Here is a 23522-nt window from a genome sequence, read left to right as displayed (position 1 = left end):
GACCCCCGCGCCCGTGTTCAGCAGACGCTGTCGCCCGGCTTGGGCACGCCCAGACCGAACAGGCTGCGGGTCCGCAGCCCCGCCCAGGTCCCGGCCAGGGCGAAGACCGCCCACAGCCACCCGTGCAGGCTGCCCGAACCGATTCCGGCCAGGTAGGCGCCGATGTTGCAGCCGCCCGCCAGACGCGCGCCGATGCCCATGAGGACGCCGCCCAGGAGCCCGGCGGCGACCAGCCTCCAGCTCAGGCCGGTGTGCAGCTTCCACGCCCCGGCGGCGGCCGCGGCCGCGGCGGCGCCGAGGATGATGCCGATGTTGGTCAGGCTGGTCTTGTCCTGGAGCACCGGACCGGCGAGCTGCGCGGCCTGCTGGGGCTGGTTCCAGAACGCCCAGGCCTCGGGGTGCGCGCCCACCAGCTGGAGCGCCTTGGCGCCCCACAGGTTGAAGGCGGAGGTGACGCCCCAGGCGCCGCCGGAGACCAGCAGCACCGCTGCGCCGAGCACCGACAGGACCAGGGCGCCGACGATCATGGGCCAGCTGCCCCGGACCACGCGCAGCAGGCCCCGCGCCGAGGGCGGCGTGCCCACGGGCGGCGGGACGCGGCGGTTCTGCACGACGCGCGTTCCCACGACCACGGCCGCCAGCACGGCGATGGTGACCGCCCAGGAGCCGCCCCACCCGACGTGGTCGGAGAGCAGGAACGGCGGCAGCGCGGGCAGGTCGTTGACCAGCGGCCACGCGGCGCTGTAGATCACCGATCCCGCGATGAAGCCGACGAGGGTGATGACGATGGCCGACTGGCCGGAGCCGACCGCGAAGAGCGTGCCCGATGCGCAGGCGCCGCCCAGCTGCATGCCGACGCCGAACAGGAACGCGCCCAGGAACAGGGCGATGCCGATCGGTCCGGCCGAGGCCTGCGGGTCGTTGCCGAACAATCCGGTTCCGGTGCCGATGACCAGGGCGAACAGGGTCGCGGTGGTGCCCAGCAGCACGGCGTGCGCGCGCAGGCCGGTGCCGTTGCCCACGGCGAGGAACTGCCGCCAGGCGGAGGTGAAGCCGAACCGGGAGTGGAAGAGGGTGAAGCCCAGGCCCGTGCCCAGGATCAGCAGGACGGCGGGCAGCGCGCCGTGGGTGTTCCACACGTAGGCGGCCAGGCCCGCGGCCACGGCCAGGGCGATGCCGAGCGGCCACCAGCGGACCGGTTCGGCCTCGGCCGCGCGGGGCTGCGGCACGGACAGGGCCGGACGCCAGCCCAGGGACAGGGCAGAGGGGACGGGCGCGGCGGCGGCGTCCGGTGCTGCGTCCGCAGGGGCGGGTTCGGCGGCGCCGGGAGGCGCGGAGGGGTGAGTGGTCACGGAGAAGCTGTCCAAACGGTGACGGGGCGGGTGTCGGCCGTGGCCGAACGGGGACGGGGACACCGGTACCGCGGGGACGCCGGGCGCGGAGGAGACCGCGCGCGGGGGGAGGGGGACGGGGCCCGGTCAGCGCACGCCGTCGCGGCACCGGCGGCGACAGAGTCCGTCGTCGGTGCTCGTCAGCGACATGGAGATGAGCACCATGCGCAGGAAGCGGGCTTTATCGGACACGGGGCTCAGTGTAGGACAAAGTCCGGCGAGGGTGAGGAGACCGTGACGAAGCGCACGGGCGCGCACCGGTCCGGGACGCGGGGCGCGTCGTCCGGCAGCCGGTGACGCGTACCGGCGCGCGGAGGGGTTTCGCGGGCAATTCGTGTGGGGTGCGCGGAATCCGGCGGGTGGCGTCGTTCCTGGTAGGCGGGTGTCAGAGGCTTGTATCGTCCGATGTCCGCGGCGGGCCGCCGGGCGGGTCCGTGTTTACCCGGAGCAGGGCGGGTAGACAGGGGGTTGTGCACCTGCGCACCCCGCGGACCACGGGGGCGGCCTTCGCGGCCGTGAGGTCCCGGGGGCACGGCGCGGGTGCGGGGTCGGGCGCCCACGGGGGTGAGCGCGCGGCCCGCGCCGGACCTCCGCTATCGGGGGATTCGAGAGGGTCCGGCGAGACGCGGGAGCCCCCGCGCGACTCGGTCGCGCGGGGGCTTTTCCCTTTCCGGTAAGCGGCTTGGCAACCGCATGTATTTACTGAGAGTTGCTGTATAACTACACATGGTGAACACTGGATGTGTTCCGCCGCCGCGGCCCGTCCGCGGGCCTCCGCCCGAGAAGGAAGAACCCTCCCCGTGCCCATGAACCTGACCCGTGCCGCCCTCACCGCGGCCGCGGCCCTGGCCCTGGCCGGGCTGGCCGGCGCCCCCGCCCTGGCCGACGAGGCCACCGCCGAGCCCGCCACGGAGCCCTCCTGCGGCAGCCCCCTGGTACTGCTCTCGCCCGGCGCGCAGGTCGAGGGCAGCAGCTGCTCGGTGGTGAGCACGGTCGACCAGGAGCTCCAGAGCCTCGGTCCGGGCGGCCTACTGCCCAGCGTGCCCGACATGTACAGCATGCCCGGCACCGGCTGGGGCTGATCGCGGGCTCAGTCCTCCTCCGCGTGCCGGGGCACCACGACCACGGGCACCGGCGAACTGTGCATCACGCCCTGGCTGACCGACCCCAGCAGCACGCCGCGCACACCGCCCCGGCCGCGCGAGCCCACGACCACCAGGTCGGCCTCGGCGGCGGCCTCCACCAGTGCGTCCACCGGGTTGCGCTGGGTGCGCACGGCGGAGACGTCCACGTCGGCGGTGGCGTCGTCCATCACCTCGGCCAGCACACCCGAGACGAGTTCCTCGGACTGGCGTTCCAGCAGGTCGTCGGGCGGCGTCCACCCCGACTCGGTGAGGGAGGCGGTGGCGAAGGGCAGCGGAACCTCCCAGCTGTGCACCACCACGACCGAGGAGCCCTCCTGGAGCGCGGCCCGGTGCAGGGCGAAGTCCAGAGCACGCCGGGAGTCCACCGAGCCGTCCACGCCGACCGCGATCCGCAGCGGCCCCGACAGTCGCGGCGCGCGTCCCCCGGGGCCGGGGACGACGACCACCGGGCAGTGCGCCTTGGCGGCCAGCCGCATTCCGGCCGCGCCCGCCAGCACCGAGCGCACCGGGCCCATACCGCGCGAGCCCACGACCACCAGGTCCCCGCGTCCGGTGCGGTGCAGCAGCGCCAGCGGCGGTTCCTCCAGCCCCAGCGCGGTCTCCACGCGCAGACCCGGCCGCAGCGAGCGCACGTGCTCGGCGGCCTCCTCCAGGATGCGGCGGCCCTGGGCGGTCATCTCCTCGGTGGGGGGAAAGCGCGTGGGGCCCGCGTAGACCGACATCACCAGCGGCATGGACAGGGCGTGCACCACGTACAGGGGGAGCTGCCTGAGTTCGGCCTCCGCCGCGGCCCACTCCAGGGCTCCGCGCGCCGACGCCGATCCGTCGACGCCCACCGCGACCTTGGGAGAGGGGATCGGGTCATCGGGCATGGCTTCCTGCCTTCTCGTCGCGGGACGTGTTCTGTGGGAGGTGGACTCCTCCCACCGCAGAGCGTGCCCTACGGCGGGGGTCCGCACCCGCCGCGGCGGCGGTGTGGCGCGAAAAACGTCCGCCTCTCCGCGCGGTTCCCCTACCCGGGTCGCCCGCGCGGACGCACTCGTGTGAGCGGTGGGGGATGGGTGCTGCCGTGTGCTGGGTGGGATGTACGCCGAGGCCAAGGGTGTTCTCCCGGGCTCCGCAGCGCCGCGCACGCGGAGGTGGACTGCTCTTCCGGGGAGCGTGACAGGGGTGCCCGACCCGCACGGGCGCCCCCCGTCCGTGTTCGGCCACGACCCCGCACACCCCCGCCGGGTACATCCCCGTGTGGAGGTGGTCATGTCAGGCGACTGCCCAGCGGGCCAGCACGACCGGCGATCCGGCCCCAACGGCACGGCCAGGTGCAGCAGATGCGGAGCGATCAGCTCGAAGAACTACTGCCCCCCGACCTCGCAGGCCGGGGGGTGGCAGTCCACACAGTCCTCCCGGCACTCGCCGTAGTTCGTCATCGACATCGACTTGCACCGTGTGCACAGCAACCGCTTCCCGCCCGGCGGGTCGTGCCGCCACTGGTGGTGGCCCCGGCGGCAGATTCCGGACGGCTGGATACGGGTGCGGTCTGTGGAGGTCTCCATGGATGCTCACCGTAGCCGTGACGCGACAGGCGGGGAAGGCCAATCGGTCACAACCTCCCCTGACCCCCGCCCAAGCTACGCGCACGCGGGGATGGGCCGCTGATCAGCCCGGCGACGGTGGAGACCACCCGGTGAGCCCCGCGCACGCGGGGATGGACCTCTCTTCGACAGCAGGGTGTTGGCCGGCGCCACGTGAGTCCCGTGCAGGCGGGGATGGGCCCGTCTTGGGAAACTCCCGACCGGCGCGGCCGGGTCTCGGTACGCTCGCCGGGACGGTGGTGCCGAGACGCGAGGGGCCTGTGGTGCGGGAGATCGAGACGAAGTACCGGGTGGCCGACCTCGAAGCGCTGCTGGCCGCGCTCAAACAGGCCGGGGTGTACATGAGCGACCCCGTCTACCAGGACGACCAGGCCTACGCCCCCGCTGGCTGGCGGCCGGAGCTGGGCCAGGTCGGCCACACCTTCGCCCGTGTGCGCACCCAGGGCAGCGTGCACCTGCTCACCACCAAGACCCCGCTGGCCAACGCCATGGAGTGCGTGGAGTACGAGACCATCGTCGCCGACCGCGAGCAGATGCACGGGGCCCTGCTGGCGCTGGGCTACGAACCCACGGTGCGCATCGTCAAGCACCGTCGCACCGGCACCACAGGGCCCATCGGGGTGTGCGTGGACCTGGTCGAGGGCCTGGGCGTCTTCGTCGAACTGGAACTGGTGGTCGATGACGACCGCGATGGCCTGGCCGTCCAGGCCGAACTCGACGCGTGGGCGCGAGGGCTCGACGCGGCCCTGGAACGCACCACCGACACCTACGACACCCTCGTGCGCGCCGCGACGGCCTGACGGCTTCAGGGGGTGGAGGTGGACTCATCCGGCTGGTTGAGGAGTGCCGCGATGTGTTCTTTGGGGTAGCGGCGTGCTCCGCCGGGGGTGCGGAAGGGTTTGAGGACGTTGTCCCATTCGCCTCGGTGGAGGCTGCGGGGGCGGATGTTGAAGAGGGCGGCGACTTCGCTGGGTGTGAGGACGTCGGGGCGGCCGTCGAGGAGGTAGCTGTAGTCGGGCATGAGGGGCTTTCCGTGTCCGGTGTTGTGTGAGTTGTGGATTGAGTGGCCCCGCCTCCCCGGGGAAGGAGGAGGCGGGGTTTCGGGCCGGTGCCTTCCGCATCGGCCCGTCCGCACCGGCCCGGGGGACAGGTCGGGTGGTGCGGAGCCTGGAAGGGCTCGCCTGCCGGGAAGCGGGCTACCAGGGGAAGACGGCGCGGACGGTGATAGCGCCGCAGGAGTGCTGCTTCCAGTCCCAGTAGGAGCACAGGGCCTCGACCAGGCGCAGCCCGTTGCCGCTGGGGCGCAGGGGCTCGGGGTCGGGCACGGCCGGGAAGCTGGGTTGTTCTCCGGGGCGGGGGCCGTTGTCGGTGACGCGGAGTTCGAGGTGGCGCGGGGTGCGTTCGATCTCGACGCGGATGGTGCCTCCGGGGAGCCCGGACGCCGAGTGGCGCAGGGTGTTGGTGACCAGCTCGGAGACGGCGATGCCGACGGGTCCGGCCAGGCTGGGGCGGGAGCGGGTGGCCTGGGCGGCCCAGCGGCGGGCGATCCTGACGTGGCCGAGTTCGGGGCCGAGCAGAATGCCTGATTTGGTGGCGGTTCCGCACAGTCGGCGTGGAAGTGCCGGGGCCTGGACGATAGGCTTGTTCATGTCTCACCTCGGGGCTTTCCGGGTGGGGCACCTTGCCTCGGAGATCGCTCTCACCTTCGGTATCCGGGGCTTTTTCATGCCCTTGTGAATATTTCGCCCGATATGGGCTGCGAAGCTTTCTGTATTTGCTTCGCTACAGACCTTGCCAACCTCGCCGCCCCCTGGTCTAGGCTTATCGTCACCCTCGGTATTTTTTGCATAGGCGGCCATAGGTCGCGTTGAGAGATCGGAGTGCGGCGGCATGTCCGACGAAGACCTCAAGGTTTCGAAGGAACGTTTCGGGAAGCTCCTCAAGAAACTCCGGTCCAGGGCTGGGATGACGCAACAGGAGCTGAGCGCCCTGTCCATGGTTGGCCAGAGCACCATCAGCGATATCGAGCGTGGGAAAAAACGGACGCAGAGGGACTACGTCGCCCATTTGGACTCAGCCCTCACCGCGCGTGGAGTTCTGCTGGGCGCGTGGGACGCGTCCTTCTCCGACGGTGGAACCAGCGCCTACTTCCGCGAAGTGGCCGAAGCCGAGCAAACCGCGGAGGAGATTCGGGAGTACGCCTTGGGTCTTGTCCCCGGCCTGCTCCAGGTTGAGGGGTACGTTCGGGCGATCAGTAGTCTCGCCCGACCGAAAGCCGCTCCTGAGAGCATCGACAAGATCGTGATTGCCCGCCAGTACCGGCAGGAACTTCTTACTCGCGCGCACCCGCCTGCGGTAACGGTCCTGTTGGATGAGACGGTGCTCCTACGTCGGTTCCAGGACCCCGAGATCATGAATGCCCAGATCCAGCACCTCATCGAACAGTCACGACGACCCCGGTTGCGGATTCAGATCGTGCCGTTGAAGACTGAGGGACATGCCGGTCTGGGTGGCGCTTTCAAGCTGATGGAAGTTCCCGACACGGGGACGTTCGCTTACGTGGAAAGCCAGGAGACGGGGTTCGTCCTGAGGCAGTCAGAGGTTGTGGCAGGCTACGAGCACACGTTCGCGGAGCTGAGGAGCGCCGCGCTGCCGGTCCCTGAGAGCCGCGTCAGGATGGAAGAGATTCGAGGCATGATCGCATGATGACCGAGGACTGGAGCAAGTCCAGCTACAGCAACGGCACCGGTGGTGACTGCGTGGAGGCCCGTCGTGACCAGGCGGCCGTCCTGGTCCGCGACACCCAGAACCGGTCGCTCGGCCACCTCGCGACCCCCACCGTCGAGTGGACGGCCCTGGTCAGCGCCGTTCGCGCCCAGTAGTCCACAGACACGACCGGCCCCGCCCAGACGAACCGGGCGGGGCCGCTCACTGTCCCGCCGCGTAGTCCCGGGGCGATGACCCCAGCACGCGCAGGAACATCGTGGAGAACGCCGACGGGCTCTCGTACCCCAACTCCATCGCCACCCTGGTCACCGGCTCACCTCTGGCCAACAGCGGCAGCGCGTGCAGCACGCAGGCCCGCTGCCGCCACCGCGCGAAGCTCATTCCCGTCTCCGCCCGGAAGAGCCGGTGCACCGTCCGCTCACTGACGTGCAACCTCCCCGCCCACCGTGCGGGCGGATCGTGCACGTCCGGCGCCTCGAGGAACTCCTCGCACATCCGCCTCAACCCCTCGTGCCCGGGCAGCGGCAGATCCAGCGGCAGCGGCACGAGCCGACGCAGTTCGTGCAGCACCAGCGCGAACACCGCCGCGTCCCTGCCGTGCGGGGGGTAGCGCGGCTCCAGGTCCACCGCCGTCAGCAACAATTCCCTGAGCAGCGGCGACACCTCCACCACCTGGCAGCGCCCCGGGAACCACGCGACCGCGCCCGGTTCCAGGTACAGGCTGCGCGTGCTCACCCCCGTCATGACCACCCGGTGGTCGGTCCCGGCCGGGATGAGCACGGCCCGGTGCGGCGGCACGGTCCACTCCCCGTCCGCGGTCTGGACCCGCATCACCCCCGTCGCCCCGTAGAGGAACTGCGCCCGCCGGTGCCGGTGGGCGGGCAGCACGTGCTCGGGCGGGTAGTCGGTGCCGATCGCCAGGACGGGCCGGTCGATGGAGTCCACCTCGGCGACGGGGACGTTGCGCATGGGGTGGACGCTACCGGGTGTTGTCCGCTGCGCGAAGGACGGTGGCGTTCTTTCGAAAGCGCGCCAACCACTGTCTGCCTAACGTGGTCCGGGTGCTCACCTTCGTCCTTCCCCTGCTGGCCCTGGGCCTGCTGACCGGCGTCACCACCGTCCTGTTCGGCTTCGGCGGCGGCTTCGTGGTCGTCCCCGTCGTCTACTACGTCACCCGCGCCCAGGCCGACCCCGGCGTGGACCCGATGGCCGTGGCCGTGGCCACCTCCACCGCCGTGATGGTCGTCAACGCGCTCAGCGCCACCCTCTCCCAGCGCCGAGCCGGGCGGCTGCGCCGCGACTACGTGTGGCCGCTGGCCGCCTACATCGGCGTCGGCGCGGTGCTGGGCTCCCTGGTCGCCACGGCCGTCGGGGGAGGAACCCAGCGCGTGCTGTTCATCGCCTACATCGCCGCCACCCTGCTCGACACCCTCCTGCGCAAGGGTTTCCTGACCCGTGACCCCCACGCCGGGCCCCGTCTGCTGGGGCGGCGAACCACCACGGCGGGCGGGGTCGCCATCGGCGCGGTGACCAGCTTCCTGGGCGTGGGCGGCAGCGTCATGACCGTCCCCCTACTGCGACGCCGGGGCCTGCCGATGGGGGAGGCGACCGCGATGGCCAACCCGCTCAGCCTTCCCGTCGCGGTGGCGGGCACGGCGGTGTACGCGCTGTTCGGCGAGGGGGGAGGCACCGGGCCCGGCCACCTGGGCTCGGTGGACCTCGTGGCCGGGGCCCTCCTGCTGGCCGGTTCGCTGCCCGCCATCGCCGTCACCCGCCGCCTGGTGGGCCGGGTGCCCGACAGGGTGCACGCGGTCTCCTACGTGGTGCTGCTGGCGGTGGTCCTGGCGTCCTTCCTGTTCGTGTGAACGTTCGGCCTCGGGGCGGTCCCGCCTCTGGCCCCACCGCCGCGCACCGCTGGCCGCCGGGCGCTCCGGCGGAGGGGACGTACCGGCGTCCGGGGGTGCGTGTCGGTGCCCGTTCCCTTTACCACCTGCGGAAATACTGACCGTATGGATCTTGAGGGAGCCCGAGTCCTAGTGGCCGGGGCCACGGGCGTACTCGGCGGACACATCAGCAGGGCACTGAACCGGGAGGGCGCACGGGTCGTCCTCGCCGGACGCGACGAGGAGGCGCTCGGCGCGCTCGCGCGGGAACTCGACGGGTCCTCCACGGCCGTGTTCGAGGCGGCCGACACCGAGGGCTGCGCGGCGCTCGTGCGCCGCACCGCCGAGGAGCAGGGCGGTCTGGACGGGCTGGTCATCGCCTTCGGCGTCGTGGCCTTCGACACCGGCTCCGACTCCGAGGGCGGTATCGAGGACGCCGCGGTCGAGAAGATGTTCCAGGTCAACACGCTCGCGCCGATGGCGATGCTGCGCGCGGCGGTCGACGCGGTCAAGCCCGGCGGGGCGGTGGCGGCGGTCACCGCCGTGACCGCCGAGTACCCGACCCACGGCATGGCTGCCTACTCGGCCAGCAAGGCCGCCCTGTCGGCCTGGCTGACCGCTGCCCGCGCGGACTACCGCGCCAGGCACGTGGCGGCCCTGGACGTGCGCGCGCCGCACATGGACACCGGCCTCGCCGACCGCCCCCTGGCCGGAACCGCGCCCGGGAACCTGCCCGAGCCCCACCCCGTGGACGAGGTGGTGGACGCGATCGTGCGGGCGCTGCGCTCCGACGCCAGGTCCGTGGCCTTCGACCCCCGGGAGCGCAAGCTCACCGTCCGGTAGCCGGTGGTGCCCCCGTCCGTGGGTGGCCGGGCGGTGGACCCCAGTCCGCGAGGACGGGTTCCGGCCCGCCGGGCCGTCGCAGGAGGGGGCTCACCCGGGGCGCGTCGGCCTTTTCCGCCCCGGGCGGGCCCGCCGCCGTGGGACCGGGCGGCGCGTCAGCCTTGGGGGTCCAGCATCGCCGCCGCGGCGGCCAGATCGGCGTCGGCACCGGTGGTCAGCGCGTACAGGGCGTACCCGATCGGGGCGGCGTCCCACAGGTGCCTTGCCTGCGCCGCCAGGCCGGGGTGGACGTGCCCGCCCGCCCGCTCGTAGGCGGTCAGGGTGGCCCGCAGCATCGCCTCGCCCGCGGCGCCGTACTGGGCGGACAGGTCGCGGGCGGGGTCGTCCACGCGGGCGGTCGTCCAGTCCAGGACCCCGGTGACCGCGCCCTCCCCGTCGAGGAGCACGTGCGCGGGGTAGATCTCGCCGTGGGTCATGACGGTCCGCTCGGGCCAGCAGGCGTCGTCGTCGAGCCAGGACCGCCAGGCCCCGGCCAGGGCGGGGGAGACGGTGAAGGCCTCGCTCACGCGGACGATGTCGTCCCGCCACGCCTGGCGTACCCGGGCCGGGGTGCGGACCTCGACGCCCGCCGCCTCGGCCCGCTCCGGGGTGATCGAGTGCAGACGGGCCAGCAGGCGCCCCAGGCGCTCGGCGTAGTCGGGGCTGGCGGGCTCCATGTGCCAGACGGGCTCCCCGGAGTCGGTCAGGGTCAGGCCCGGCGCGCCGGGCAGGGCCGGGTAGGCGATCAGCTCGGGGGAGCGGACCCGCCAGTCGGGGACCGCGACGCCGTCCTCGGTCAGGACCGGGGCGACCAGGTCGAGGACGCGCTTCTCGGCGGCCATGCCTTCGGTGACGTCGGCGCGGCGCGGGGAGCGCAGCACCCACTTCCGGCCGGTCGCGTCGCGGGCCATGACGACGCGGTAGTCCAGGCCCGCCTCGTTCACCGTGGCGTCCCGCGCGGACAGGTGCAGGCCGTGGGCGGCGGCCAAGGCGATGATGTGATCGATGGTGCTCATGGGACCAAGCTCGCACCCGCGTCCGCGTAACGCGAGGCGACAGGTCGTGCGGGCGCGGTCGGGCATGACCGGCGAGCGGTCGTGCTCCGGCCCGGACCCCGGCCGCCTCTGAGCACCGGCGCGGGGCCGTTGTCGCCTTCCGTGCAGGACGGGGCCGAGCCCCCGCCGCCGACATCCCGTCGTGGACGGACCGGAGCGGGCGGCCGGATCACTCGTCCGCTCGGCGGACCACCCAGTCCGGGGTCCACACGTCATCCGGGGTTCGCGGGCCCGAGGTGCGCAGGTACTCGCGCAGCGCGGCCAGCACGGGGTGCCGCTCCCCGCTGCGGGACAGCAGCACGTGCGGGTAGACCGGCGTCGGGTCGCGCAGGGGGACGCGCCGCAGGTCGTGGGCCCGGGGCCACAGGTACCGGTCCCCGCCGCCGACGAGGGTGGCCAGGGAGGCGGAGTCGGCCAGCGCGTCCATCAGGGCCTCGTCGCCGAAGTCGGGACCGAGCGCGTCGATGCTCAGACCGAAGGCGTCGGACAGCGCTTGGTAGAAATCCGCCCACTCCGTGCCGGGTCTGATCCCGGGAATCCAGATCCGGTGACCGGCCAGGTCCGCGGGCCTGGCCTCGCGTGCCTCCGCCAACGGGTGGGCGGGCCCGACCAGGAGCTCCAGGGGTGCGTCCAGGAGCCGTTCGCCGCTGATCCCGGCCGGGAGCCGCTCGGCCGACAGGGCGCGGAAGGACGCGTCGAGGGTTCCTTCGAGCACCGCATGGGCGGCCTGGACGGCGTTCTCGCCGCTCAGCGCGACCGCGTCCAGGTCCACCCCGGGATGGGAGCGGTAGAACCGGTAGACGGCCTGGGCCGGGGCGATGCGCCGGTTGAGCACGTCCACGCGCAGGGGCCGACTGCCGGGGCGCACGGCCCGCTCGGCCTGCTCCAGGGCCGCGAGGACCCTCCGGGCGTGCGGCAGGAGGACCTGCCCGTCCAGGCTCGGTCTGGAACCCCGGGAGGTCCGCACCAGGAGAGCGGCTCCCAGGTGCCTCTCCAAGGCCGCGATCCGCTTGGAGACCGCCTGCTGGCTGATCCCGAGCTCGTCCGCCGCGGCCTGGAACTGGCCGGTCCGGGCGACGGCCACGAACGTCCGCAGCGCTTCGACATCCACGGCTGCAGCCTATCCAAACAACCTATGGTTGTGTGCGGTGGGCCGTGCGGTTGTTTGACCGCGTGTTCCGCCGGGTGGTGGGATCAGTGCATGTCCACACGCACAGAGCAGGTCATGTACGTCCGAACGCCGGATTTCGCGCGTCACGTGGAGCGCATCGCGGAGGTGACCGACGCGACGTCCCGGCTGAACGTGCTGCCGTTCAGTGACGGCGAGGGCCGCGCCGAACTACTTTCGGTTGTGTTCGGTGGAACTCTTCCGGAGTCGGTGACGATCTACCCGCCGTTCTTCACCGAGTACGGGCTCAACACGACGTTCGGGGAGGAGGTCTTCGTCAACCAGGGCTGCACGTTCATGGACAGGGGCGGCATCCGAGTCGGCAACCGCGTCATGATCGCGCCGAGGGTCAGCCTCATCACCGGCGGGCACCCCCTGCCCCTCGCCGAGCGCCGCGAGTACCTCTCCTTCGCCCCGATCACCCTCGGGGACGACGTCTGGATCGGAGCGGCCGCCGTGATCACGCAGGGGGTGACCGTCGGCGCCGGTTCCGTGGTCGCCGCGGGCGCGGTGGTCACCCGCGACGTCCCCGCCCGCACCCTGGTCGGGGGAGTCCCCGCCCGCGTGATCAGGGCGATCGACTGAGCCCGCCCCGGGTCACCCGGTCCGGAGGGGGCCGGACTCCGACGCCGGGGCGGCGAAGTACTCGTGCGCCGTGCGGGCGAGCGGCGCGGCGCCGTCGGAGACGACCCCGTTGGCGGCCTCCCCCACGCAGACGGCGGCGAACTCGGGCTGGTGGTTGTTGACCGGGAAGCAGCCCAGACCGATGTAGGGGTGGATGGCCGGAACGTGCTGGGAGACGTTGCCCATGTCGGTCGAGGCGCGGTTCATCGTCTGGTGTTCGGGGGGGCGCGTCGAAGCGCCGCCCGAGCGCCAGGGCGTGACGCGTGTAGACCTCCAGGGCGCGCTCGTCCGTGCGGAACTCCGAGTAGGGCTGCGACTCCGGGGTGAACTCCAGGGCGGTGTCCGTCGCCGGCGCTCCGGCCCGGAAGCACCGCTCCACCCGGCGGCGCAACGGCTCCAGCTCGGCCAGGCTCCCGGCCCGGGTGTACCAGCGGCCCTCGGTCACCGCGGGGATGGCGTTGGGCGCCTGCCCGCCCACCGTCTGGATGCCGTGGACGCGGGTGCCCGGCGGGAGCTGCTGGCGCAGCAGGCCGATGGCCGCCTGGGCGACCACGAAGGCGTCGTTGGCGTTGCGGCCCTCGTGCGGGTAGGCGGCGGCGTGGGCCGACCGTCAGGCAGGAGAGCAAGTCAAGAAGGTCTCGATGCCGACCGTCGGGAGGAACTGCCCGCCGTTGGAGCGGAACACCTCCACGACCGGCTGGCTCGGCACGTTGTTCATGTCCTCCAGCGCGCGGTACTCGGGCGTGTCCTCGACGCGCAGGCGGATGTAGAGGCCCACTGCGGCCATGGGCACCGTCAGCAGGAAGGGGATGCGCCCCACCGCGTCGGGGCAGCGCGCCCTGGCCGTGGCCGACGACGTGCGGGCCAGCCTCGAACAGCTCCGGGAGACCGCCAGCCGGGAGAGGGAGGAGGTCGAGGGGGAGCTCACCATCGACTGCTACGCGACGATCCTGCTGCCCAGGGTCATCGCGGAGTTCTCGCGTCGGCACCCGCAGGTGCGGCTCTCGTTCGTCGAGGCCTCCCACGGGGCCCTCGTGGACGACCTGCTCAACTCCCGCATCGACCTGGCGATCACCTACCACTACGAGCCGGCGGGCGTGCGCCCGGCGGTCGGCGTGACCTCGCAGTGGCTGCGGTCCGACCCTCCCTACGCGCTCACCCCGGTGGACGGGCCCCTGAGCGCGAAGGGGGAACTGACCCTGGCGGACCTGGCGGTCGAGCCGCTGATCCTCTTCGACCTGCCGCCCGGCGGCGACTACTTCCTCGGCCTGTTCGACAGGGCGGGGCTGACGCCCGGCGTGCGCTTTCGCACCACGAGCTTCGAGATGGTGCGGGCCCTGGTGGCCCGCGGCCTGGGCAACGCCCTGCTCACCCAGTGCACCGTGCTGGAGCACAGCTACGAGGACCTGCCCTACGCCACCAGGGAGCTCGACATCCGGTCCGAGGGGCTCGGGATCGAGGTCGTGCGGCTGGCGGGGCGCAAGCCGGTGCGGCGGATGGAGGCCTTTGCCGAGGTCTGCAGGGAGGTCGTGGTCTGACCCGCCGGGGCGCCGTGGTCAGGGCCGCCCGGGCCGAGCGCTCACCCCCGCGCGGTGTTCTCCGGGCTCGGCACGGGGGCCAGGTGCGGGAACTCCGCGGCGGTCGTGAACCGGCCCCCGTCGTGTCGGACCGTCAGTTCGCCGCCGCTGTCCGCCACCCGTTCGCGCAGGGTGGCCAGCCCCCGCAGGCGCTCGGGCGGTTCCTCGGCGGCGCCGTCGTTGACGATGGTGATGCCCGTATCGGTCAGGGTGATGCGCACCTGCGCGGCCTGGGCGTGGCGCAGGATGTTGGTGGTGGTCTCGCGCAGCACCTGGCCCAGCAGCTCGCCCGCGCCGGGGGCCACCTCGGCCTCGCGGTCCACGCGCACGTCGATCTCGGCGGCCTCGAAGAGGTTCTTGGCGTTCTCCAGCTCCGCGGACAGGTTCAGGCGCCGTTGGGCGTGGGCCAGCTCCCGGGTCTGGGTGATGGTGTCGCCCACCAGGGACTGGATCTCGCCCAGTTCCTCCTCGGCGCGGTCGGGGTCGGCGCGCACCAGTCTGCGGGCCAGCGCGGTCTTGAGCTTGACCACGTGCAGGGTGTGGCCCTGGATGTCGTGCAGGTCGCTGGCGAAGCGCATGCGCTCCTGGGCCACGGCCAGCTCGGCCTCGCGCTCACGCGCCGCCGCCAACTCCGCGATGAGGCCGTGCATCGCGTGGACGAGGATCGTGAGGACGACCCCTCCCAGGGCGACGCCCGCCGAGGCGACCACGTACTGCAGCAGGAAGTCGACCACGCCCTCGCGCGACACCACCAGTTTCGCCGTGAGCCCGGCCGCGGCGAAGGCGGCGATACCCGCCGTCGCCGCCCGCTGGTGGCGCGGCAGGTCGAGGATGATGATGGTGGCCACGATGGCGAACCCGTAGGCGGGCATGGAGACGTCCACCAGGAACATGCCGAGCAGCCACAGGAGCGCGGTGACGGCCAGCCCGGCGAGCGTGACCCGGGAGAGGCGGCCCACGTGCCACCGGGTGACGACCACCAGGGTCACGGCCAGGCTCAGGGCCATGGGGAGCGCGTCCTGCCACGAGCTGGCGTTCACCGCCACCAGCAGCGCCCCGACGGCGGAGACCGCCCCGGTGATGAGGTCCACGTGGAGCTTGCGCAGCCGTCCCTGCGCCTCCTCGGTCTTCTCGGACGCCATACGTGTCCCTTCCAGGTTCGTGTCCACCGCGCACGGTCCTTCGCCTCGGCCCCTCCGCCGCCGCCGGAGCGGCGGCGCCCGGGCCGCGGGGTCCGGGCGGAGCGCGAGCGCGGGTGCGCCGCCCTCCTCGGACGCGGCCGAGGACCGCGTCCGCGTGAGGGCGCTCCGCGCGAGCGGGCGCCGGTCGCGCCCCCAGTATTCTCCCGGCTCCGCCGAGTGCACCAGTGACGCCGCGTCATGACCTGGACCCGACAAACGTCACGGCCGGGCGGTGACGTGGTCCCACTGCCGCCGGAGCGCGGCGACCGCTGCAATGGAGTCAGTCCCCCGAACGCAGACCGATCGCCGCGAAGACCCTCTGGAGCCCGTCACCATGACGACCGACCGCGCCGCAGGCCCACCCTCCGTCCCCGGAGGCGAAGACCCGCCCGCTGCCGCCGCCGACACCCGGGCCCCGGCCGGTTCGACGCCGGTCGCCGAACGCGCCCTGGCCCCCGACCTGGCCCGCGGCATGATGCTGCTGCTGATCGCGCTGGCCCACGTGCCGTGGTTCCTGTACCAGGCGCCCACCGGCCTGGCCATGCTCCACCCCGTCGACGGCGGCCTGGCGGACAGGGTCGCGCAGTTCATGACCATCGTCGTCGTGGACGCCCGTACGCACACGATGTTCGGCTTCCTCTTCGCCTACGGCATCGGGCAGATGTACCGCCGGCAGAGGGCGCGCGGCACCAGTGAGAAGGAGGCCCGCGGGCTCCTGCGCAGGCGCCACCTGTGGATGCTCGTCTTCGGCGCGGTGCACGCCGCCCTGCTGTGGCAGGGCGACATCCTGGGCACCTACGGCCTGATCGGGCTCATCATGGTGCCGCTGTTCCTCAACCGCAGCGACCGCACCCTCAAGATCTGGCTGTCCGTCCTGTTGGCACTGGGCGCCCTGGTCACCCTCCTCTCGGTGGTCTCGGTCCTGCTGGCGCCGGACGCCGTGTCCACGGCCGCGGCGACCGACATGCAAAGGGCCAGCATCGCCGAGACGGGTTACCTGCTCTCCGCCGTGTTCCGCCTCCCGGCCTGGTTCTTCGGGCTCTTCTCCGGCCTTTTCACCCTGGCTCTGCCGACGGTGTTCCTCATCGGCCTGCTCGCGGCGCGGCACCGGTTCCTTGAGGACCCGGCGCGGCACCTGGGGCTGCTGCGCCGGGTCGCGGTCCTGGGCATCGGCGCGGGGTGGGCCGCCGGAGCGGTGCTGGGCCTGCAGCACGTGGGCGTCCTGGACGCCACCTACGTTTCGGTGGCCTCCTCGGTGCACTTCTACACCGGGATCTTCAACGGGGTGGGCTACGCGGCGCTCTTCGGGCTCCTGGCCCACCGGCTCTCAGCCCGGGAGGCCCGGAGTTCCCTGCCGGTCCGGGCGCTGGTGTCCCTGGGGCGGCGCTCCCTGAGCGGCTACCTCGCCCAGTCGGTGGCCTTCGCCCCGTTCCTGGCCGCCTGGGGGCTGGGCCTGGGCGTGCACCTGTCGAGCTGGTCGGCGGTGCTGGTGGCCGTGGGCACCTGGCTGCTGACCGTCGCGGCGGCCTACTGGCTCGACCGCGCGGGCAGGCGCGGACCGGCGGAGGTCCTGCTGCGGAGGCTGACCTACCGCAGGCCGTGACGCGCCCGATGCGACGGTGCGACACCACAGTCACGGCATGACGTTTTCCCGTTCCCACTCGTGACGTGCTGTCACTGGTGGGGTCCCGGAGACGGGAGAACACTGAAAGACGGATACCACCCGACGCCGCGCGGCCGTGGTCGGACGTGAGGGAACGGCCCTCCCGGTCCACGGCCCCGGCGCCGGACACCGACGAAAGGAATATGACATGGCACTGCCCGACCTGATCCCCGTCGAGGACTTCTTCGGTGCGCCGGAGCGCGCCGGTGCGACGATCTCGCCGGACGGCACCCGCATCGCCTACCTGGCGCCGTGGAAGGACCGGCTCAACGTCTGGGTCCAGGACCTGGACGCGGCCGGGGAGTTCGACGGCGAGCCGCGCTGCGTGACCGCCGACGAGGCGCGCAGCGTGCAGAGCTACCAGTGGACCGACGACTCGCGCTGGCTGCTCTACCTCCAGGACAGCGGCGGGGACGAGAACTGGCACCTGTTCCGGGTCGACCTGGACGCGCCGGGTTCGGCGGCGGTGGACCTGACCCCCTTCCCCGGCGCCCGGGTGGTGGGATTCGAGCCGTCCCGTGGACGCCCGGGGAGGATGACCGTCTCGCTCAACGCCCGCGACGCCGCGGAGTTCGACCTGCACGAGCTGGACGTGGCCACCGGCGAGCTCACCATGCTGGCCCGGAGCCCCGGCGCCGGCGAGTCCTGGTTCCAGGGCCGGGAGGGCGAGTTGTTCAGCACATCCCTCAACGCCGACGGCGACTTCGAGGTCTCCCGCCGCGACCCCGGGACGGGCGCCCTGCGCCCGGTCCTGGTCCACGAGGGCGCCGACTACCCGGTGGGCGTCTTTCCCACGCAGGTCACCCCGGACGGGACCGGGCTGTGGATCGGCTCCAGCCGGGGCACCGACCGCACCCGCCTGGTACGCGTGGACCTGTCCACGGGTGAGGAGACCGAGGTCGACAGCCACCCGGAGTTCGACATCGACACGCGCGCGCAGGTCTTCCCGACCTTCCCCCCGCCGCTGATCCGCGACCGGCGGGGTGAACTGCTGGGGGTGCGCTACGTGGGTGAGCGCCAGGTCGTCCACGCCCTGGACCCGCACTTCGCCGAGGTGCTGGCCGAGCTGGAGAAGCTGTCCGAGGGCGACCTGGCCGCGATCTCCTGTGACGACGGCGGTCGGCGGTGGGTCGTGGGCTTCACCCACGACCGCGACCCGGGCGCGACCTGGTTCTACGACCACGCCACCGGCGAGTCCCGGCTGCTGTTCCGTGCCCACCCGCACCTGGACCCTGACGCGATGGCCCCCATGCGGCCGGTCACCGTCACCGCCCGGGACGGGCTGGAACTTCCCTCGTACCTGACCCTGCCGGTGGGCGTGCAGCCCCGGAACCTGCCGATGGTGCTGATGGTGCACGGCGGCCCCTGGGCCCGTGACAACTGGGGGTTCAACGGTTCCGCGCAGCTTTTCGCCAACCGCGGTTACGCCGTGCTCCAGGTCAACTTCCGCGGCTCCAGCGGGTTCGGCAAGGCCCACATGAAGGCCGCCATCGGCGAGTTGGCCGGGAAGATGCACGACGACCTCATCGACGCCGTGGACTGGGCCGTCGCGCGGGGCTACGCCGATCCGGACCGGGTCGCGATCCTGGGCGGCTCCTACGGCGGCTACGCGGCACTGGTGGGGGCCTCCTTCACCCCCGACCGCTTCGCCGCCGCCGTCGACGTCGTCGGGATCTCCGACCTGGCCAACTTCATGCGCAACCAACCGGCGTTCGTGCGGCCCGCGCTGGTCAACAACTGGTACCGCTACGTGGGCGACCCGGCCGTCCCCGAGCAGGAGGCCGACATGCTGGCCCGCTCACCGATCAGCCGGGTGGACCGGATCACCGCGCCGCTGATGGTCGTCCAGGGGGCCAACGACGCCCGCGTGGTCAAGGCCGAGTCCGACAACATCGTCGCCGCGCTGCGCGAGCGCGGAGTGGACGTGGAGTACCTCGTCTTCGACGACGAGGGACACGCCATCGTCAACCCGGAGAACCTGATCACCATGTTCGGCGCCATCGACCGCTTCCTCTCGCGCCACCTCGGCGGACGGTGAACCCCTGACCGCCCGGACCGGTCGCCGCCGTGCCGCGGCGCACCTACCCCCTGAAGGGGTTGAGTGTGCCGTGACGGCACGGTGTCGACTGGTCCCGGTCGTGCCCCGGCACGGAACCCGGTCGTGACACGGCGCGAGACCCGACCGCGGGGAAGAAGGAGGGACTGTGGACTGCCTCGGACAACCGTCGGAGCCGGAGGAGGGCTATGCGGAGGAGGCGCGGCACGAGCACGAAGCCGCAACGGCGGACGGCAAACCGCTGCGGCCGTTCCGGCGCCGCGAGGTGCTCCACCGCGTGCTCTACACCGTCGAACACCCCGGCCCGGGCGGTGGACGCGTCGTCTACACGGCCGAGGTGGACCTCGGCCGGGAGGACGGGTGCGCCGAGCTGTACGCCGACGGGAGGAGTCAGGCCAAAGCCGAACTCCCGGCGGCCTTCCCGGTCCCCGGCGGGGTGATCGAGGTCGACGTCTCCCTGTACGGCGTCCGCCGCGTGCACCTGGTCCTGGACGACGGCCGGGAACAGCGGCTCACCCCCGCGCCGGGCACCATCGAGGACCTGCGCGGCCGACTCCACCGCCGACACCCCCGGGTGAGCCGCGCGATCGCGGGGCTGGCGGTCGCGATCCTGGCCCTCAACCTCGTCCTGGCCGTTCCCCAGGCGCTCGAACTCGTCACCGGTATCCCCAGGGTCGCCGAACTCTTCGGTTCCTTCACCTCGCCGGTCGCGCTGCCGCGGTGGCTCAACGCCGCGCTGATCCTGGCCGGGGTCCTGGCCGCCGTGGAGCGGGTCCTCACGCTGCGGCGCAACCGCGTGCTCGACGCCGAGACGCTCTGGATGAACTTCTGACACCTCTCGGCCGACGGCTCCGGTCGGGCGGCCCCGGTGGGCTTCCCGCCCGTTCCACGGCGCGCACGCGTAAGCGCCGCCACTTCAGACCGATGCCGTAGACCCATGGAAAGGACGGTCCGCGTGACGGCCGCGAACCGAGGCAGGATCCTTCGACCGCTGGGCGCGTTCGAGCGGACGCGGCCGATCCCGCCGGTGTCCGGCCCCCTGGCGCGCGCGGTGCTCGTGCCGGGGGAGCCGGGGTCCAGCGCCGTGGTGCTCACCTTCGCCCACCAGATCGCCGACGGCGTCGGCGGCCTGCGGGCCCTGCTGGACCTGGCGGCGGCCCTGGGCGGTGAGGACCTGGAGCGCGGCGGTCTCCCGGGAACGCAGGAGGAGCTGCTCGCGCGCACCGGCCAGGAGGCCGGAGGCGGTGAGGCGGCGGCCGGAGGCGAGGCGGCGGAGGGCGGTGGGGCCGCGAACGGTACGCCCCCGGAGAGAGGACGCGCGCATGGACGCCGTCGGCGAACTCGTGCCGTTCTCCGGGCGCGTGCCGCACGTCGACGCCCTCGCACTGCGAGAGGGGCTGACCGAGCGGCTCGTCCACCGCTGCCGCCTGGGGGCGCGTCGGTCCACGCCGCGCTCTGCGCCGCCGCAGCGACGGTGCTCAACCGTGAGGGGCGTGAGTTCGTGCGGGTCCTCAGCCCGATGGACCTGCGCCGCGCGGTCGGCCTGCCCGACGAGGTGGCCGTCCGGTTCGCGGGCGCCCGGACGGCGAGCACCGCGGACGAGGCGAAGGACTTCTGGGCGCTCGCCCGGCGGACCGGCGGATCGCTGGCCCGTCTGCGCGCACCGGGCGCGCTCAGGGCGGGTGCCGCGGCCGTCGCGGAGCACCCTCCCGAGGGCTCCGGCGACGCCGAGGCGATGAGGGCCGCCGCCGCGGCCGACATCCGGATCACCGACCTCGGGGTCGTGGGGGTGGCGGGGGGCGCGGGCGTCGCGGGGTCGCGCACCCGGGCGGGCAGAGCCTGGCGGCCCTCTCCGCCTTGTGGGGTCCCGCGCAGACCACACGGCCGCGGGGCGAGCACGTGCTGGGCGTCGTCACCGCGGGCGGGCGGCTGCGGATGACGGAGCTGACCCGCGACCCCGTCGCCGGGCTCCTTCCGCGGATGGGCGCCGTGCTGGCCGAGCCGGCTCGCGGCTGAGCGGGCGGTTCCGGCTCCAGGGCCGGGGACCGGGGGAGCGGCTCCGGCCCTGGCCCGGATGTGGGCCGGGCCTGCGGCCGGTCGGGAGCACGCGGGGGCTCCGCCTCCCGTTTCCCGGGAGGCAGGGGTCCGGTCAGTAGGGGACGCGGTTGCGCCCGACGAGGAACCACAGGATGGCCCCGATCAGGGGCGCGATGCAGACGAAGATGAGCCAGACGACCTTCATCGCCCCGTCCACCCGCGACATGAGGATGCTGAACACGGCCGCGATGATCAGTACGACCGTCACCAGGGACACCAAAGCGACCCCGACCAGCAGCAGGATCGGGAGCACGGTGTGGACGAGGTTCGGATCGTTCGCCGCCAGGAGTGACATGTCGTTCCCTTTCGAGGTCCGGGGTCGGGCGTGGTGTCCCCGCCCGGCCGCGGCGGGACCGCGGGCGGAAGGGCTCCCGGCGGTCCGTCGGTGCGGGCCGACCGGGCTCCCCTGCGGGGACGAACACCACCCTAGGTGCGGGACCTGCGGGGACGCATCCGTCTGGAGAACCCACCGTGCCGTCTCCTAAGGCGGCACGCCCCGGGGGAGGGGAGCCGCTTTGGTAGGTGCGCCGACCGACTTTCGTCGGTGCCCCGAGGAGTGCCGCCGTCCCACTGATTCCCGTCCGGGCGAAGTAGCCTCGGCGGGGAGAGGGAGGACCACCATGACAGGACAGGGCAGGACACCCGGCCCCGACCACCCCATCACCGTCGAACCCGCCGGCGCGCGCGTCGTCGCGCGGGTCGGGGACCGGGTGGTCGCCGACACGGAGGACGCGCTGACCCTGCGGGAGTCCGTCTACCCGCCGGTTCAGTACGTTCCGCTCGCCGACGTGGATCCCGCGGTGCTGCGGCCGAGCGCCACCACCACCCACTGCCCCTACAAGGGCACCGCCACCTACCGCACCCTCGCGGTCGGGGAGGGCGAGGAGCTGGTCGACGCGGTGTGGGCGTACGAGGAGCCGTACCCGGCGGTCGCGGAGATCGCCGGGCACGTCGCTTTCAGCCCCGACAAGGTCCGGGTCACCGTCGATTCCTGAGCGGTCGCGCGGCGGGCGCTCCCCGGTGGGAGCGCCCGCCGCGCCGAGCGACTCGGCTCCCGTGATCACGCCCGCGTCACCGGAGCCCGTACGCCGATCGGGACCATCGTCGCGCCGGTGGCGAAACGCACCACGATCGTGCCGACGACGCCACCGCGCTCGCCGGAGTCTGTCCGGTGCCGAACGCTCCCCACGCCGCCGCGGACGGCCTTGGGCGCCTCCCACGGGACGCGATCGTTGGACGGGCAGTCGTCGTACTGGTTGGCGTGAGTCATGACGCCGTTCCGGCCCCCGTCCGGATTCCGGGGTACCACTCGGAGAACCCCCTCAACCGGAGCCCGGAACTCCTCGATGAGAGGCTGTTCTGGCTGGTGCACCTCTACGACGGCGCCCAGGGCGAGATCGGAGGGCAGCTGTTCGGTTCGGACCACACGTTGGACGGCTACGTACGCTTCCAACGTCGGGTGTGGCGCCGGGACGCCCTGCCGACCTCTACCCTCCCGCTCGCCACCGGCCACTGCTTCTACGCCGTCTACAGCATCGGCGACGGCGATACGAGCGTTGATCACCTCCTGCGCCATCCGGGCTGGGGCGAAGCCGATGTCATCGCCGTCCACGCCGGAGAGGGCACGGTGCCCGGTCTGTCCTGGCCGGAACTGCTCGCCGCCGCGGACAACGGTCCGTCCGGAACAGGGAACATCGATTCCCACGCCCGTCTGCTGCTTCTCCCGCCCGCCTGCGCGGACGGTTCCGCGCGGGGCGGTGCGGTCCGCCGGTTGGCGGCGGCGCTGCGCGCGCGTGTGGGAGCCGAGGCCCCGGAGGTGCTCGCCTCCGCCATCGTGGAGCGCTGGTCGGCGTCCGGTCCGGTGCGCTGGAGGACGACCGGTGCCGGGGTCCGGGTCAACGACGGAACGCACTCCTTCCGCAACCCCGACACCTTCTCCGCCCTGGCGGGGGCGAGCCTGGCCCGTGTGTCCGCCGCACTCGCTCCGTGAGGCGGATTCGGCTCAGCCCTGTCGCGGGGCGGTGTTGACGCGGTACACGTGCGCGTTCGGGTCCGGCTCGTGTTCGAGGAGGTGGTCGACGGTGTTCCAGAACAGCGGCAGCCACGGGTGCGGCAGGGCCCCCTCCCCGTCGAGGCGGTCACCGTAGCAGGGGTTTCCCTCGTGGAACCGGGCGGCCTGGACGAGCGGGCACGCGGGCGCGGGGCCCTCCACCGGACCGACTCGGCAGTTGAGGGTCGTCCGGCGGGGACCGGGCGACCGCTGCCTTGACGGCGGTCCGCCGCAGGTGGGCCACGGAGTGCAGCGGCAGACCTTGGCGCAGGTCGTCGAGGTCCTGCCTGGCGGCTTCGGGGTTGCCGCCCATGAGCCCCCACCACCACTGGCGAGGGTCTCGGATGACGTCGGGGATGCTTCGGGTGCCCGCGGTGTCGCGGGAGGCGAGGGCCGTGTGGGGGGCTTTCCGGGACCGGTCCCGGTGTCGC

General features: G+C 72.9%; 28 protein-coding genes and 1 pseudogene. 14 read left to right on the top strand and 15 right to left on the bottom strand.

The annotated features are described in order from the left end of the window. Window positions 1-17 precede the first annotated feature (17 nt). Window positions 18-1352, bottom strand: a complete 1335-nt coding sequence (locus KGD83_RS17625) for a YeeE/YedE family protein (protein WP_212640232.1) — start codon at window positions 1350-1352, stop codon at window positions 18-20. 845 nt (window positions 1353-2197) lie between these two features. On the opposite strand from KGD83_RS17625, the gene KGD83_RS17620 reads away from it, so the two are divergent. Next, window positions 2198-2473: a hypothetical protein gene (locus tag KGD83_RS17620; RefSeq protein ID WP_212644475.1), complete on the top strand. Its 276-nt coding sequence runs from the start codon at window positions 2198-2200 to the stop codon at window positions 2471-2473. A gap of 8 nt (window positions 2474-2481) precedes the next feature. On the opposite strand, the gene KGD83_RS17615 is transcribed toward KGD83_RS17620, so the two are convergent. Beyond that, on the bottom strand, window positions 2482-3408 hold the full coding sequence (locus KGD83_RS17615) for a universal stress protein (protein ID WP_212640231.1): 927 nt from the start codon (window positions 3406-3408) through the stop codon (window positions 2482-2484). 480 nt (window positions 3409-3888) lie between these two features. Further along, entirely contained in the window at window positions 3889-4089 is a 201-nt protein-coding gene (locus tag KGD83_RS17610; protein WP_212640230.1) for a hypothetical protein, read from the bottom strand. 302 nt (window positions 4090-4391) lie between these two features. On the opposite strand from KGD83_RS17610, the gene KGD83_RS17605 reads away from it, so the two are divergent. Then, entirely contained in the window at window positions 4392-4928 is a 537-nt protein-coding gene (locus tag KGD83_RS17605; RefSeq protein ID WP_212640229.1) for a class IV adenylate cyclase, read from the top strand. A 5-nt stretch (window positions 4929-4933) separates the two neighbouring features. On the opposite strand, the gene KGD83_RS17600 is transcribed toward KGD83_RS17605, so the two are convergent. Both KGD83_RS17600 and KGD83_RS17595 read right to left on the bottom strand, forming a co-directional pair. Then, the gene (locus tag KGD83_RS17600; protein WP_212640228.1) at window positions 4934-5149 is read right to left on the bottom strand and encodes a helix-turn-helix domain-containing protein; all 216 of its coding nucleotides are present in this window, start codon (window positions 5147-5149) and stop codon (window positions 4934-4936) included. Window positions 5150-5324: 175 nt separating this feature from the next. Continuing rightward, window positions 5325-5777, bottom strand: coding sequence for an ATP-binding protein (locus tag KGD83_RS17595; RefSeq protein WP_212640227.1), 453 nt, complete (start codon window positions 5775-5777; stop codon window positions 5325-5327). Window positions 5778-6018: 241 nt separating this feature from the next. On the opposite strand from KGD83_RS17595, the gene KGD83_RS17590 reads away from it, so the two are divergent. Both KGD83_RS17590 and KGD83_RS17585 read left to right on the top strand, forming a co-directional pair. Next, the gene (locus KGD83_RS17590) at window positions 6019-6834 is read left to right on the top strand and encodes a helix-turn-helix domain-containing protein (RefSeq protein WP_212640226.1); all 816 of its coding nucleotides are present in this window, start codon (window positions 6019-6021) and stop codon (window positions 6832-6834) included. Then, window positions 6831-7010, top strand: coding sequence for a DUF397 domain-containing protein (locus KGD83_RS17585; RefSeq protein WP_013152689.1), 180 nt, complete (start codon window positions 6831-6833; stop codon window positions 7008-7010). Before KGD83_RS17590 ends, KGD83_RS17585 begins: the two co-directional genes overlap by 4 nt. A 46-nt stretch (window positions 7011-7056) precedes the next feature. Here KGD83_RS17585 and KGD83_RS17580 read toward each other — a convergent pair whose 3' ends face one another. Beyond that, window positions 7057-7824 (bottom strand): AraC family transcriptional regulator, encoded by a 768-nt coding sequence (locus KGD83_RS17580; RefSeq protein WP_212640225.1) that lies wholly within the window; start codon window positions 7822-7824, stop codon window positions 7057-7059. 83 nt (window positions 7825-7907) lie between these two features. Here KGD83_RS17580 and KGD83_RS17575 point away from each other — a divergent pair, with 83 nt between their 5' ends. Then, the gene (locus KGD83_RS17575) at window positions 7908-8720 is read left to right on the top strand and encodes a sulfite exporter TauE/SafE family protein (protein ID WP_212640224.1); all 813 of its coding nucleotides are present in this window, start codon (window positions 7908-7910) and stop codon (window positions 8718-8720) included. A gap of 144 nt (window positions 8721-8864) precedes the next feature. Continuing rightward, complete coding sequence (locus KGD83_RS17570; protein WP_212640223.1) at window positions 8865-9581, top strand: SDR family NAD(P)-dependent oxidoreductase; 717 nt, start codon at window positions 8865-8867, stop codon at window positions 9579-9581. A 155-nt stretch (window positions 9582-9736) separates the two neighbouring features. Here the strand turns inward: KGD83_RS17570 and KGD83_RS17565 are convergent, their stop codons facing one another. After that, on the bottom strand, window positions 9737-10636 hold the full coding sequence (locus KGD83_RS17565; RefSeq protein WP_212640222.1) for a macrolide 2'-phosphotransferase: 900 nt from the start codon (window positions 10634-10636) through the stop codon (window positions 9737-9739). A gap of 208 nt (window positions 10637-10844) precedes the next feature. After that, window positions 10845-11786 (bottom strand): LysR family transcriptional regulator, encoded by a 942-nt coding sequence (locus KGD83_RS17560; RefSeq protein WP_212640221.1) that lies wholly within the window; start codon window positions 11784-11786, stop codon window positions 10845-10847. Between the two features lie 114 nt (window positions 11787-11900). Here KGD83_RS17560 and KGD83_RS17555 point away from each other — a divergent pair, with 114 nt between their 5' ends. After that, on the top strand, window positions 11901-12428 hold the full coding sequence (locus tag KGD83_RS17555; protein WP_212644474.1) for a sugar O-acetyltransferase: 528 nt from the start codon (window positions 11901-11903) through the stop codon (window positions 12426-12428). 12 nt (window positions 12429-12440) lie between these two features. Here KGD83_RS17555 and KGD83_RS28755 read toward each other — a convergent pair whose 3' ends face one another. The 3 genes and pseudogenes from KGD83_RS28755 to KGD83_RS17545 all read right to left on the bottom strand — a co-directional run bounded on the left by KGD83_RS28755 (window position 12441) and on the right by KGD83_RS17545 (window position 13254). Further along, window positions 12441-12674: a hypothetical protein gene (locus tag KGD83_RS28755; protein ID WP_249351925.1), complete on the bottom strand. Its 234-nt coding sequence runs from the start codon at window positions 12672-12674 to the stop codon at window positions 12441-12443. Window positions 12675-12876: 202 nt separating this feature from the next. Beyond that, window positions 12877-13020: pseudogene (locus KGD83_RS29155) on the bottom strand (amidohydrolase); the annotation flags it as partial. Between the two features lie 57 nt (window positions 13021-13077). Beyond that, on the bottom strand, window positions 13078-13254 hold the full coding sequence (locus KGD83_RS17545; protein WP_249351923.1) for a hypothetical protein: 177 nt from the start codon (window positions 13252-13254) through the stop codon (window positions 13078-13080). Between KGD83_RS17545 and KGD83_RS17540 the strand changes: the two genes are divergently transcribed. Beyond that, entirely contained in the window at window positions 13253-14005 is a 753-nt protein-coding gene (locus KGD83_RS17540; protein ID WP_249351922.1) for a LysR substrate-binding domain-containing protein, read from the top strand. The genes KGD83_RS17545 and KGD83_RS17540 overlap by 2 nt on opposite strands. Window positions 14006-14046: 41 nt before the next feature. Here KGD83_RS17540 and KGD83_RS17535 read toward each other — a convergent pair whose 3' ends face one another. Next, window positions 14047-15186 (bottom strand): sensor histidine kinase, encoded by a 1140-nt coding sequence (locus KGD83_RS17535; protein WP_249351921.1) that lies wholly within the window; start codon window positions 15184-15186, stop codon window positions 14047-14049. Window positions 15187-15559: 373 nt separating this feature from the next. Here KGD83_RS17535 and KGD83_RS17530 point away from each other — a divergent pair, with 373 nt between their 5' ends. From KGD83_RS17530 to KGD83_RS17515, 4 genes are all read left to right on the top strand, one after another. Next, on the top strand, window positions 15560-16828 hold the full coding sequence (locus KGD83_RS17530) for a DUF418 domain-containing protein (protein ID WP_212640219.1): 1269 nt from the start codon (window positions 15560-15562) through the stop codon (window positions 16826-16828). A 208-nt stretch (window positions 16829-17036) separates the two neighbouring features. Further along, window positions 17037-18926 (top strand): S9 family peptidase, encoded by a 1890-nt coding sequence (locus KGD83_RS17525; RefSeq protein ID WP_212640218.1) that lies wholly within the window; start codon window positions 17037-17039, stop codon window positions 18924-18926. A 166-nt stretch (window positions 18927-19092) separates the two neighbouring features. After that, the gene (locus tag KGD83_RS17520; protein ID WP_212640217.1) at window positions 19093-19776 is read left to right on the top strand and encodes a hypothetical protein; all 684 of its coding nucleotides are present in this window, start codon (window positions 19093-19095) and stop codon (window positions 19774-19776) included. Between the two features lie 123 nt (window positions 19777-19899). Next, on the top strand, window positions 19900-20883 hold the full coding sequence (locus KGD83_RS17515) for a hypothetical protein (protein ID WP_212640216.1): 984 nt from the start codon (window positions 19900-19902) through the stop codon (window positions 20881-20883). 210 nt (window positions 20884-21093) lie between these two features. Here the strand turns inward: KGD83_RS17515 and KGD83_RS17510 are convergent, their stop codons facing one another. Then, entirely contained in the window at window positions 21094-21336 is a 243-nt protein-coding gene (locus tag KGD83_RS17510; protein WP_212640215.1) for a PLDc N-terminal domain-containing protein, read from the bottom strand. A 325-nt stretch (window positions 21337-21661) separates the two neighbouring features. On the opposite strand from KGD83_RS17510, the gene KGD83_RS17505 reads away from it, so the two are divergent. Beyond that, window positions 21662-22036, top strand: coding sequence for a DUF427 domain-containing protein (locus KGD83_RS17505; RefSeq protein WP_212640214.1), 375 nt, complete (start codon window positions 21662-21664; stop codon window positions 22034-22036). A 65-nt stretch (window positions 22037-22101) separates the two neighbouring features. On the opposite strand, the gene KGD83_RS17500 is transcribed toward KGD83_RS17505, so the two are convergent. Then, entirely contained in the window at window positions 22102-22311 is a 210-nt protein-coding gene (locus KGD83_RS17500) for a hypothetical protein (RefSeq protein ID WP_212640213.1), read from the bottom strand. On the opposite strand from KGD83_RS17500, the gene KGD83_RS17495 reads away from it, so the two are divergent. Continuing rightward, window positions 22303-23031 carry a hypothetical protein gene (locus tag KGD83_RS17495; protein WP_212640212.1) on the top strand — a complete coding sequence of 243 codons (729 nt, stop codon included), beginning with the start codon at window positions 22303-22305 and terminating at the stop codon, window positions 23029-23031. The two genes, KGD83_RS17500 and KGD83_RS17495, sit on opposite strands and share 9 nt — an antisense overlap. Before the next feature lie 12 nt (window positions 23032-23043). Here the strand turns inward: KGD83_RS17495 and KGD83_RS17490 are convergent, their stop codons facing one another. After that, on the bottom strand, window positions 23044-23253 hold the full coding sequence (locus tag KGD83_RS17490; protein WP_249351920.1) for a hypothetical protein: 210 nt from the start codon (window positions 23251-23253) through the stop codon (window positions 23044-23046). Window positions 23254-23522 lie beyond the last annotated feature (269 nt).

The organism is Nocardiopsis akebiae, from assembly GCF_018316795.1.
In the GTDB taxonomy this organism is placed as follows: Bacteria; Actinomycetota; Actinomycetes; order Streptosporangiales; family Streptosporangiaceae; genus Nocardiopsis; species Nocardiopsis dassonvillei.
The sequence above is the reverse complement of the archived record's forward strand: the minus strand, read 5'-3'. Positions and strand labels throughout refer to the sequence as shown.